General features: G+C 69.9%; 7 protein-coding genes. 1 reads left to right on the forward strand and 6 read right to left on the reverse strand.

What is annotated here, in order from left to right:
• The 6 genes from WBA97_RS37565 to WBA97_RS37590 all read right to left on the reverse strand — a co-directional run.
• Positions 1-5326, reverse strand: a 5326-nt coding sequence (locus WBA97_RS37565) for a ThuA domain-containing protein (RefSeq protein WP_424235794.1), incomplete at its 3' end; no start/stop codon positions are given.
• A gap of 95 nt (positions 5327-5421) precedes the next feature.
• The gene (locus tag WBA97_RS37570) at positions 5422-6273 is read right to left on the reverse strand and encodes a sugar phosphate isomerase/epimerase family protein (RefSeq protein WP_424235795.1); all 852 of its coding nucleotides are present in this window, start codon (positions 6271-6273) and stop codon (positions 5422-5424) included.
• 6 nt (positions 6274-6279) lie between these two features.
• Complete coding sequence (locus WBA97_RS37575) at positions 6280-7473, reverse strand: substrate-binding domain-containing protein (RefSeq protein WP_424235796.1); 1194 nt, start codon at positions 7471-7473, stop codon at positions 6280-6282.
• Positions 7474-7508: 35 nt separating this feature from the next.
• On the reverse strand, positions 7509-8519 hold the full coding sequence (locus WBA97_RS37580; RefSeq protein WP_424235797.1) for an ABC transporter permease: 1011 nt from the start codon (positions 8517-8519) through the stop codon (positions 7509-7511).
• Positions 8516-9583 (reverse strand): ABC transporter permease, encoded by a 1068-nt coding sequence (locus WBA97_RS37585; protein ID WP_424235798.1) that lies wholly within the window; start codon positions 9581-9583, stop codon positions 8516-8518. The genes WBA97_RS37580 and WBA97_RS37585 overlap by 4 nt, the downstream gene beginning before the upstream one ends.
• Positions 9580-11082 (reverse strand): sugar ABC transporter ATP-binding protein, encoded by a 1503-nt coding sequence (locus WBA97_RS37590; RefSeq protein WP_424235799.1) that lies wholly within the window; start codon positions 11080-11082, stop codon positions 9580-9582. Before WBA97_RS37590 ends, WBA97_RS37585 begins: the two co-directional genes overlap by 4 nt.
• Before the next feature lie 108 nt (positions 11083-11190).
• Between WBA97_RS37590 and WBA97_RS37595 the strand changes: the two genes are divergently transcribed.
• Positions 11191-12387, forward strand: coding sequence for an ROK family protein (locus WBA97_RS37595; protein ID WP_424235800.1), 1197 nt, complete (start codon positions 11191-11193; stop codon positions 12385-12387).
• The last annotated feature ends 147 nt before the right edge of the window (positions 12388-12534 follow it).

The raw sequence follows: 12534 nt of genomic DNA on the forward strand, positions 1-12534 counted from the left end.
CCGTCGCGGCGACCGACGCCGCCGTGCGGTGCCAGCCGTTCGCACCGTCCGGTGTGGACACCGCGACCTCGACCGACGGCGCGGTACGGTCCGGCGCGCCGACCCGGAAGTAGTCGAACCCGACCACCACCGGCGCGGTCTGCTGCGGGCCGATCGCCATCAGGCCGACCGACGACAGCCCGGCGTCGTTGGTCACCGGGTCGCCCAGCGGTGTCCAGTTGACGCCGCCGTCGCTGATCTCCGCCGCGTACTCGTCGCCCGTCTTCGTCAGGCGCAGGAAGTACCAGCCGCTCTCCGAGGAGTCCGCGATGTCGATGTTCCGGTTGCCGCCGTTGCCGAACTGACCGTCCTTTTCGGACACCAGCTCCGCGTGCAGATCGGTAGCCGAGCCGCTCGCGTTCTGCGCGACCACGTCGAACTTCACGTAGTTGTCGTCGTCGCCATACAGGATCAGGCCAGCCAGCTGCCACTGGTGCAGCATCGTCGGCGTCACCTTCGTCTCCACCGTCCAGTCCCCGGCCGGGACCTTCTGCAGCACGAAGTTGCGTGGCGCGTCGTTGTCGCCCGCGTTGATGTCACCTGGCTGGGTCTGGATCCTGAGCTGCCCGTCCGCCATCGACACGTGTGCCGAGTCGTAGCGCACCACGTTCGTCCACCGGCACCCGTCGACCGCGGTGCCGTCGAACTCGTCGGCCGCCTCACGTTCACCGGTGTCGGCGGTGTCCGGGGTGACCGTGAAGTGGTCGAACACGGCGTCCACGCTGTGCGCCGCGGTGTCACCCGCGGCCACCAGCCCGACCGTCGCACCCGGGAGCACGGCCGCCGCCCCGGCGAGCGCGGTCCAGCTCTGCCCGTCGGCCGAGTACGCGGCGGTGAGCCGCACACCGTCGCTGACGAGCCTCAGGTGCGCGGTCGCCGGGAAGTCCGATGGCAGTGTCACGTTGGCGTGCCACGTCCTGGTCCCACCGGCCTCGGTCTGGAACTCGAGCAACCGGCCACCCGCGCTGTCGCGGGTGAACGCCAGCTTGACGTAGTCGTCGTCGCTGCCGTGCACCAGCATCCCGGCGTGCTGCCACTCGCGGGTGTGCGCGAGCGACACCGTCGTCGTCGCGGTCCACTCGCCCGGCCGCTGCGCCTGGCCGACGTAGGTGATCGGGCCCTCGGCCGCCTCGTTGATGTCGCCGTTCGTCACCGGCAGCACCAGCTTGCCGCCCTCGATCCGCGCGGGCAGGTCCTGTCCACTTCGGACGGCGGACCACCTGGTGCTGTTCAGCGCGTCGCCGTCGAACGCGTCGCTGCCCTGAACCAGGCAGGCCGGGCCGGGTTCCGGCTCCGGGCCGGCGCCAGGGGTCCATGCCTCGTCGTCGAGTGTCCAGCCGGTGAACTCGACCTCGCTGGTCGCGGCCGCGTTGTGCGCGGTCACCGCGAGCCCGACGTCCTGTGTGGACCCCGCGTTCGGCAGCGCGACCGGCTCGCCGACGGCCGTGAAGTTCTCGCCGTCCTTGCTCCAGTATGCGGTGTAGGAGTCACCGTCGCGGACCAGCCGCACCCACGCCGGGTACGACGAGGTACTCGCCCCGGTGCTCGCGTCGAGCTGGCCGTTGCCGTCGCTGTCACGCAGCCACTCGAACCCGCCGCTCGGCCGGATCGCCAGCATCGCGTAGCCCGGCGAGGTCCCGGGCCGCGTGACGTCGTCGCGGACGATGATCCCGGCCTTCGCCGAACCCGCCGAGTTGCCCTGCCGCTCGACCTTGACCGTGGCCGTCCACTCGGTGCCTGCCGCACCAGGCAGGTACACCGCGCCGTACTCGTCGGTGCCCTGCCACATGTTCGCGCCACCGGCGTCGACGACCCACGTGTCGGTGTCCGGCCGGTCGAACGTGGCGGTGACGTTGCTGTATGTCTGCCAGTCGCCGTAGAGGTCACCGACCTCCACCTGCGTGATCCGGGACGTCGTCGACGCGCCCTTGTCGTTGGTGGCGACCGCCGTGAGCCGGTACCGCGCCTCGTTCACCGCGTGCCACGTCACCTCGTACGGTGCCGAGGTGTCCGTGCCGATCGGCTGGTCGTCCACGAAGAACTCGACCTGGGTGATCGTGTTCTCCGCGTCGGTCGCCGACGCACGGACCGCGATCTCGCCCGGCGCCAGGTCGGCCTCCTGCGTCGGCGCGGTCACCGCGACCTTCGGCTTCGAGGTCGGTGAGGCACCCTTGCCCTCGGCCTCGACGAAGTTCACCCGCCGCGCACCCGCACCGGGGAACACCGCGTACAGCGTGAACGTCTCGCCGGGGTCGGTCACCGCCACCGGAACGTCCACATAGGACACCGGACCGGTCGCGGGGACCTGCGCGGTGCCGAGCAGCGGACCGTCCGGCGCGCCCTGTCGCAGCTCGATCGTGCCCGCCGCGTTCGCGGACGCCCGCACCACCAGCGCGTCCACGTTGTGCAGGTTCACCGGGTCGTACGCCGCCCACGCGCCGTTCTGGCCCGTGATGGCGTCGGCGTGCCCCTCGATGTCCCTCGACGGGCCGACCGTGACCTCGCTGGAGCTGTCGAAGAACTCCGCCTCGCGCTGCTTCGGGAACAACAGCGTGGTGTCCGACCCGGTGAGCGCGGGGATGCCCCCCTCGCCGCCCGCGTCGGTGTACCGGCCGTCGATCGCGTAGAAGACGTTCATGCCCTCGCCGTGACCGCCGCCCAGCGACGCCACGACCGAACCCGTCCTGCCGTGCGACGGCTCACCGGGATGCGCGTGCTCGTCGTGCCCGAGCGCGGGCTGGATGATCACGTCCGCGTCGTCGATCGTCGCGTCCTCGGCATCGGAGACCTCCAGCTGCCAGGAGACCTCGTCACCGAAGTCGAAGAACGCGCCGTTGGGCGGTAGCTGGAAGTCTGCCTCTGGTCTCGTGTTGCCGACCGTGATCGGCACCGTCGTGGTGCCTGCCTTGCCGTGCGGGTCGGTCACCGTGAGCCGCGCGTTGTACACGCCGTTCTCTCCATAGGTGAACGACGGCGCCGCCTCGGTCGAGTCGGTCGTGCCGTCGCCGGTGAAGTCCCACGCGTAGGTGAGCGCCTCGTTCTCCGGGTCCGTGCTGGTCCCGCTGTCGAACGTGACCTCAAGCGGCGCGTGCCCGGAGTCCGGGGTCGCGGTCGCCTTCGCCGTCGGGGAACGGGAACCGGACACGTAGTCCACCCGGTACAGGCCCGAGTTCGGGTTGTCGCGGCCGAAGCCGCCACCCCAGTCGAGCACGTACATCGAGCCGTCCGCACCGAACTTCGAGTCGATCGGCGCGAGGAACTGCGTCTCGGGCAGGAACGGGTTGACCTTCTCGACGTCGGTCACGCCTTCGTTCGGAATGATCGAGTACATCTTGTTCCGCGACCACTCGTAGAAGAACGCCTTGCCGTCGTAGGAGGACGGGAACTTGGTGTCCGAGGCGAGATCCGGGTCGTAGTCGTAGAACGGACCACCCATCGGGGCGAGCCCGCCACCCTGCGGGATGACCTCGGGCACGGACGAACGCTGGTAGCCGTACCACATCTTCGCGGGCTTGGCGGGCGGCAGGTTCACCAGACCCGTGTTGCGGATCGAGTCGTTCACCGGGTTCGCGCAGTCGAAGAACGCGCCGACGGTCACCGGGTTGGTCCGGTAGTCGACGTCCCGGAACGGCTCGTTGTCGCCCATGCACAGCGGCCAGCCGTAGAAGCCGGGCTCGGTGATGAGGTTCCACTCCACGATGCCGGCTGGCCCTCGGGTCGCGAGGTTCTCGGTGCCGTTGTCCGGTGCGTAGTCGGCCACGCCGAGCGCGCCGGTCTTCTGGTCGATCGCGAACCGGAACGGGTTGCGGAAGCCCATCGCGTAGATCTCCGGACGGGTCTTCTCCGTGCCCGGCGGGAACATGTTGCCATCGGGGATGGTGTAGGTACCGTCCGCCCCTGGCTTGATCCGCAGCACCTTGCCGCGCAGGTCGTTGGTGTTGGCCGAGGTTGCCCGCGCGTCGTGGAACGTGCCGTCCCGCTCCGACAGCGGGGCGTAGCCGCCGGACGGTTCGGAGTGCGGGTTCACGTCGTCGCCGACGCCGAGGTACAGCGAACCGTCGGGACCGAAGTCGAGACCACCGCCGGTGTGCCCCGGCTCGTCGGGCAGCCGCCGCGCGGGCACCTCGATGACGACCTTCTCCGACGCGGGGTCGATCTGCGAGCCCGCGCCGACCGTGAAGCGGGACAACCGGTTGACGAAGTTCGCCGGGTTCGTGTCGTCACCGCTCGCGGGTGAGTAGTAGACGTAGAGGTGCCCGTTGTTCGCGAAGTCCGGGTCGAGCGTGATGCCGAGCAGGCCGTCCTCACCGCCGGAGTACACCGGGATGGTGATCGCGGTCGAGGTGGTCCGCGCGGCCGGGTCGTACACGCGGATCTGGCCGCGGACCAGCTCGGTGAAGAACACCCTGCCGTCCGGCGCGACGTCGATCGCGTACGGCGCGCTGGTGTTCTGGTCCAGCGGGACGCGCTCGAACTGCTCCCACACGGTGCCGCCGCAGTCCCCCGCCTCGATGCCCGCCGCGTACTTCACGCCGCCGAGGATGTGCGCCACCAGCGCGGGTTCCTGCGTGTAGTGGGCGCCGAAGTGACCCATGCCGGTCATCCACGCGCGGCCGCCGTCATACGGCTTGCACCACGAGATCGGGTGGTCGTAACCCATGCCGTTGGAGCCGGGGTCGTAGGTCGACTCGTCCATCGTGGCCAGCACATGGGCCTCGCCGCGGACGTTCGCCGAGTAGTTGTACCACTCGTCCGCGCGGTTCCACCGCTGCGGAAGATGCTTGGTCGACGGGTGCGTGCGGTCCTCGACGCGGACCGTGCCGGGCAGGCCGGGGCTCGAACCGGTGGCGGCGTGACCGGGCATGAGCGCGCCGATCATGGTGTCCCACCAGGTGTAGTTGCCACGCATGTCGGTCGCGTTGTGGATCGCGACGATGCCGCCGCCGCCCTGCATGTAACGTTCCAGGGCCGCTTTCTCCTCGGCGGTCCACGGATCGCCGGAGGCCTGGAACATGACGAGCGCGTCGAAGTGGGCCAGGTCCTCGTCGTTGAACACCGACGAGTCCTCGGTGTGCTCCGAGGTGATGCCCGCGTCCGCGAAGGCCTGGGTGAGCACGGGCACGCCCTGCTCGATCGCCTCGGTGTGGCGGAACTGGGTGGTCTTGGTGAAGATCAGGACGTGGGCGTCACCATGTGGCCCCGGATGGGCCACCGAGGGAGCGGCGCCGAGCATGGAGATCGCCATGGCGCCAGCGACGGCGGCCGCCATGGATCTGCGTAGGTTCATGAGCGTGGTGCCCTCTCCACTGAGGTATCAGCAGCGGAACGTGTGCCTCTTGTCATGACCCGCGCGGCGTGCCGGCGCCGTCGGGGAGATCCGGCCTACGGCATCACCTTCCTCAGGAACGCCAGACCGTCGGTGGCGATGGCGTCCTGCGTCCGTGCGAGCGGCCGCCACACCGACGCGGCGGTCGCGATGGTCGCGTTCTCCGCCGTGAACGACTCGATCACGAGCGGCCCGTCGTAGCCGACGTCGGCCAGTGCCTTGAGAAAACCGGGCCAGTCCAGGTGATCCGCGCCGGGCGCACCGCGATCGTTGGCGCACACCTGTACGTGCACGAGCCGAGGTCCCGCCCTGCGCACGGCCGCCGCGAGGTCGGTCTCCTCGATGTTCATGTGGTAGATATCGAGCGCGATGCCAACCGTGTCCGGCATGCCGTCGAGGGCGTCGAGGGCCTGGCCGACGGTGTTGATCAGGCTGGTCTCGTAGCGGTTCAACGGCTCCACGCCGATCCGGACCCCGGCCGCCGCCGCGTGCATGGCAACGGGTGCGAGCCCGTCCCGCAGCTCCGCGTACCGGGTTTTCCTTTCCTCGTCGGTCATCCGCCACGTACGGCCGACCGACGCATACGCCGGGCCGGAGATGGCGGGGGCGCCGACCGCCGCCGCGACGTCCACCACGTGCCTCAGATAGTCCTGTGTGGACAGCACGGTGGTGGCGTCGGCGGCGACCAGCTCCCGCCCCTCGCCCATCACGAGCACGACCGAGGCGGCCAGCCCGAGATCGGACAGGAGCGACGCGGCGCGCCCGGGGTCCCAGTCACCGGGGTTCTCGACCGGCAGCTCGACCACGTCGAACCCCCAGCCCGCGATCCTGGGTGCCAGCTCGGCGAGCGAGGCATCGGTGAGCGGGGAGGTCCAGACCCACGTGTTGACCCCGAGCGCGTGTCCCATGGTCGGCTATCGGTCCTTCCAGGCGTTCGGGAAGCCCGGCAGGTCCTCGCCGCCGAACTTCGCGTAGTGCAGGCTCGGCATGTCCTTGTTGCGGTCGAGGAACTCGTCGCGGTCGGCCTCGGTGATCGGTTCCTGCGGCAGCACCCACTCGCTCGGCACCTGCTCGCCCTTCCAGATCTGCACCGCGGCCAGGATCGGCGTGCGCCACTGGAAGTTCGAGTAGACCGGCGCGATCGCGGTCATGCCGGTGTCCTTCCACTTGCGCATGAACGACAGCTCGTCCTCGCCGGCGAACACCGGGAGGTCCTTGCCCGCGTCCTCGAACGCCTCGACCGCCGCGACCGCGCCGTCGCCCGCGTCCATCCAGATGCCGTCGACGTCGCCGCGCTGCAGGTACTGGGTGACGAGGTCCTTGATCTTCGCGCCGTCGCCGCCGGTGAACTCGTCGCCGAGGATCTCCAGGTCGCTCTTGCCGAAGATCTGCTGTGCCGCGGCCCAGCGGTGCTCCAGCACGTCCACGCCCGGCAGGATGCGCAGCGCGAGGACCTTCGAGCCCGGCTCCAGCTTGTCCACCAGGAACTCGGCCGCGTCGGCACCGTAGGCGTAACCGCCGATCGGGTGGATGAACGTGACCATGCAGTCGGTGTTCACGCCGCGGTCGAACACGATCACCGGCACGCCGCTCTCGCACGCCGCCTCGACGGCCGGGGTGAGGGTCGCGGTGGTGGACGGCGAGATGATGATCGCGTTGCAGTCACCGGCGTCCACGAACGCCTGGATGTCGGAAATCTGCTGGTTGTCGTCGTCCGCGGCGTCCGAGACGCGGAACTCGCTGATCTCGCCTGCCTGCTTGAGGACCTCCACCTGCTGCTGCATGGTGATCCAGCCGGTGACGCGCCACGGGTTGGACACCGAGGCGTTGGAGAAGCAGAGCGTCTTGCCGTCCTGCTTGAACTCCGCGGTGTCGACCATCTCCGGCTCGATCGCCTGCAGCCACGGCTGGTCGGCGGGGCCCTCCGGCTCCTTGTCCCGCTGCGCGAGCTGCTTGTCGTACTCGGCCTTGACGAACCACTCGTCGTCCGAGGACTGCTGCTCCGTCTCACCGCCGGGCGCCTGCTCGGTCGGGGTGTCGGTGGCGCAGGCGGTGAGCGTGAGTGCCGCGGCGGCTAAGCCTGCGACGAGGACACGCGTTCTCCGCATGGGTTCCTCCTGAGGGTAGGGAGCTTGGTGTGTGGCTAGGACTGGGGCAGGAACGGACGACGCCGCTCCCGCGCGGCCCACGCGACGGCCGCGATGATGATCACGCCCTGCACGGTCGGCCGGACGGTCGACGGCAGGCTCAGCTGGTTGAACAGGGTGAACAGCGCTTCGACGGTCAGTGCGCCCGCCATCGCGGCCAGTACGGTGCCCCGGCCGCCGCCGAGCACAACGCCGCCGAGGACCACCGCCGTGATCGCGGTGAACTCCAGACCCTCGCCGACCTGTGCGGTGACGCCCGCGTATCCGCCGATGAGCACCCCAGCGAGCGTGGCGAGCACACTCGACAGCACGAACGCGATCGTGCGCACCCACCACACCCGGACACCGGAGAACGCCGCCGCCCTGTCGTTGTCTCCGGCCGCGATCAGCGTGCGGCCGAAGGGCTTCCGCATGAACACCACCGCGGCGACCACCACCGCGGCGGCGACCAGCAGTGCCCACGGCAGCTGCCGCAGTACCGGCATGTCGATCCCCTCGCGACCGACCTGCCGGAACCCGTCGGACAGCTCGCCCGTCGGCGCACCGCCGGTCCAGAGCCGGATGGCACCGTAGAGTACGAGCATCATGCCCAGGGTCGCGATCAGCGAGTGCACCTTGAGCACGGTGACCACGAGCCCGTTCACAAGGCCGACGAGCACCCCGAACGCGAGCATCAGCGCCAGCACCGGCACCGTTCGGCTCTCCTGCCCGTCGATCACCGCGGCCGCGATCACCACCTGCGCGCCGACCAGCGACCCGACCGAGAGGTCCAGCTCCCCGCACACGATCACGAAGTACTGCCCGACGGCCAGCACCACGAGCGGCGCGGCCTTCTTCGCGAACGCCATCAACGACGGCGGCTCGAAGAAGCCCGGGTTGAGAAACAGGATCACGACGAAGACCAGCACCAGCAACGCGAACACGGTCGCGCTACCACCACCGAACAACCGCGCGGCCATGGCGACACCCGGTTTGGCCGCCTTCTTCTCGGGAGCGGTGGTGGTCATCGGTCCTCCCCCTGTCCAGCGGGCACCGGTTCGTCCGGTGCCCGATCCCTTGGCAGGCCGCCGTTTCCGCCGGGACCGAACCTCGGTCTGCTCACCCGGCGGTCGATCTGGCGGCGGGCGTAGATGGCGACCGCTGCGATGATCACGACGCCGCGCAGCACGTCCTTGAAGAACGGGTCGACCTGCAGGATGTTGAACACCGTGTCCAGCACCGCGAGGATCAGCACCCCGGCGAGCGTCCCGGCGATGCCGCCGCGGCCACCCATCAGCAGGGTCCCGCCGAGCACGACCGCCGCGATCGAGTCCAGGTCGTAGCCCGAGCTGTAGACCAGCGCGCTGCCCGTGCCGAACCGGGCCGCGATCAGCAACCCGGCCACCCCGGCCGCCACGGCGCACAGCACGTGCGCGGTCACGATCACCCGCCCGGTGCGGATGCCGGACAGCCGTGCCACGTCGGCGCTGCCGCCGACCGCGAACATGTGGTAGCCGCTGCGGGTCCGCCGCAGGTACAGGATCCCGAGCACGACCGCGATCAGCATCACCGCGGTCGACAGCGGCAGGAACCCGATCCGGGTGTAGCCGAACTGCTGGAACGACGATGGCACGTCACCGGCCGGGCCCTTGTAGGTGGTGTCCAGATAGCCCTTGATGATCAGGCCCATGCCGAGCGTCGCGATGAACGGGTTCACCTTCAGCACCGACACGATCAGCCCGTTCAGCAACCCGATGCCCGCCGCGACGACCAGCGCCGCCGCGATGCCGAGCGGCACCTTCGCGGGGTCACCGGCCATGGTCGTCGCGCCGATCAGGCTGCACAGCGCCATGACGTAGCCGACCGACAGGTCCAGCGACCCGCACAGGATCACGAACGTCTGCCCCAGTGCCACGAACCCCAGCAGGCTGGACCGGGTGAGCATGTCGACCAGGTTGGCCGTGCCGAACAGGTTCCCGCCGTCCACGGCCACCAGCGCCGCGCCGACGACGAGCACCCCCAGCAGCGCGAGGTAGACCAGTTCGGTGCTGCCGAGCCGCCCACCGAGCCTTTGTCTGTCCACAGTGGTCACAACGTCACCTGGCCGGTCGCGACCCGCATGACGGCCTCCTCGTCGGCGCCCTCGGGCAGTTCGCCCGCGATCCGGCCGTCCCGCAGCACCACGATCCGGTCGGCCATGCCGATGACCTCCTGCAGCTCCGAGGAGATCATCAGGATCGCGACGCCGCGCGCGGACAGCTCGCGCATCAGCGTGTACACCTTCTGTTTGGCCCCGACGTCGATGCCTCGGGTCGGTTCGTCGAGCACGATCACCGCCGGGTCCGTCGCCAGCCACTTGGCGAGCACGACCTTCTGCTGGTTGCCGCCGGACAGGAACCGGACCTCCTGGTCACCGCCGCGCGACACCAGCTCGAGCGACGACAGGATCCCGGGGATCCGCCTGGCCCGTCTGCCGGACTGGCGCGGCAGCACGGCATCCAGCACCAGCCGGGCGTTCGCGGCCACGGACTGGTTGAGTGCCAGGCCTTCCGCCTTGCGGTCCTCGGTGACCAGCGCCAGCCCCGCCCGCACGGCGGCCCGCGCCGACCTCGGCGCCACCGGCTTGCCGTCCACCTCGACCGTGCCACGCGTGAACCGGGCGACACCGAACAACGCGTGCGCGATCTCGGTGCGGCCGCTGCCCTGCAGCCCGGCGAGCGTGACGATCTCACCGGCGCGCACCTCGAGATCGATGCCGTCGAGCTGTTCGTTGCCACCACCAGAGATCCGCAGCCGGGTGTTGGTGCCGGACTGGTCGCCCGGGATCTTGTCCGGGAAGAAGCTCGTGATGGGCCGGCCCACCATCTTGCGCACCAGCTCGTCCGGCGTGATGTCGGCGGTGGGCACGGTGTCGACGAGCGCGCCGTCCTTGAGCACGGTGACCCGGTCGGACAGGTCGAAGATCTCCTTGAGCCGGTGCGACACGTACAGGATCGCCACCCCGCGCTCGCGCAGCGTGCGGACGAGCCCGTACAGCAGCTCGACCTCCTCGTCCGCGAGCGCGGCGGTCGGCTCGTCCATCGAGATGATCCGCGCGTCGTAGGACAGGGCCTTCACGATCTCGACGATCTGCTGTCCTGCCACGGAAAGCGTGCGGACCCGGCGCCGGGGGGCGATCGAGGAGAGGCCGAGGTCACCGAGCAGAGCCGCGGTGTCGGCGTTCATGCGGTCGGCGTCGACCAGTCCGCGCCTGCGTGGCTCCCGGCCGAGGAAGACGTTCTCCGCGACGGTGCGCTCCGGCAGCAGGTTGAACTCCTGGAACACCGTCGACACACCGGCCTGCTGCGCCTCCAGCGGGTGGGCGAACGCGACCACGCGGCCGTCCAGCTCGATCGTGCCCCCGTCGGCCTGGTAGACCCCGGCGAGCACCTTCATCAACGTCGACTTGCCGGCACCGTTCTCCCCCATGAGCGCGTGGACCTCGCCCGCCCGCAGCTCAAGGTCGACGCCGTGCAGCACCCGCACACCGAGGAAGGACTTCTGGATGCCTTGCATCCGCAACACCGTGTCTGTGAGCGGCGCCACTGCCATGCCGCTGAACCTAACCCGACTTTTGACACTTAACAATCAAAAGTTGCGATTCTGTTGCCAAGCTATGTTCCGGAAGCCAACGGAACTACGGTGTGTTTCACTGAATGGATGGTGGAAGGCCCGGTCACGAACGGTGTCGCGGACGGTGGCGGCGCCGGCGCGCTGCTGCGTCTCATGCGCGACGGCAGGCCACGCACGCGCTCGGAGCTGGCTGGCATCACCGGGCTCGCCCGCTCGACGATCACCCAGCGGGTCGAGGCGCTGCTCGGCGCGAACTTCGTACTGCCAGTCGGTGAGGCGACCTCGACCGGTGGCAGGCCGCCGACGCAGTTCGCGTTCAACCCGGCCGCACGCGTCACGCTCTCCGCCGACATCGGCGCCACGCACGCGCGGATGGCCGCGACCGACCTCGCGGGCGAGGTGCTCGTCGAGCACCGCGACGACCTCGACGTCGCGCTCGGGCCGGTGCCCGTCCTCGAATGGGTGGTAGCCACGTCGCACGACCTGCTCGCACAGGTCGGCAGGACACCGAAGGACCTGCTCGGCATCGGCATCGGCCTGCCGGGCCCGGTCGAGCACTCCTCCGGGCGGCCGGTGAACCCGCCGATCATGCCGGGCTGGGACAACTTCGACGTGCAGGGTTACCTGACCGAGCACCTCGGCGTCGTCGCGCTCGTGGACAACGACGTGAACATCATGGCGCTCGGCGAACACTTCACGCAGTGGCCGACCGCGGCACACATGATGTTCGTGAAGGTCGCGACCGGCATCGGCAGCGGCCTGATCAGCCACGGCCTCCTGCACCGCGGCGCCCAGGGCGCGGCGGGCGACATGGGGCACCTGCAACTGCCGCACGGCGCCGACATCGTGTGCCGGTGCGGCAACACCGGCTGCCTGGAGGCGGTCGCGAGCGGCGCGGCCATCGCGGCCAAGCTCACCGAGCAGGGCCTGCCAGCCAAGTCCAGCCAGGACGTGGTGGCGCTGGCCAGGGGTGGCTCCGTCGAGGCGCTGCACCTGGTCCGCCAGGCGGGCCGCGACATCGGCGAGGTCCTCGCCGCGGCGGTGAGCCTGTTCAACCCGTCGATCATCGTGATCGGCGGGTCGCTCGCACAGGCGGGCGAGCACCTGATCGCGGGCGTCCGCGAGGTGGTCTACCGGCGGTCACTGCCACTGGCCACACAGGACCTGCGCATCGTGCAGTCCCGCACCGGCGACCGCGCGGGCATCATCGGCGCAGCGGTCATGGTCATCGACCACGCACTCGCCCCAACCCAGGTGGACACGCACATCTTCGCTGCGAGCTAGTGGCCCGGCTCAGAACGTTGGCCGTGTATCGGCGGGTCCACGGCGTGGCTGGGCGGGGCGACGGGACGGCGCGCGTACTGGGTGTACTCGGCCGTTCCGGCAACCCGTCCAGGCGCGTCGTGGGCGGGTCGAGACATGGTGAACGTT

The organism is Actinophytocola sp. (assembly GCF_049647105.1).
Lineage (GTDB): Bacteria > Actinomycetota > Actinomycetes > Mycobacteriales > Pseudonocardiaceae > Actinophytocola.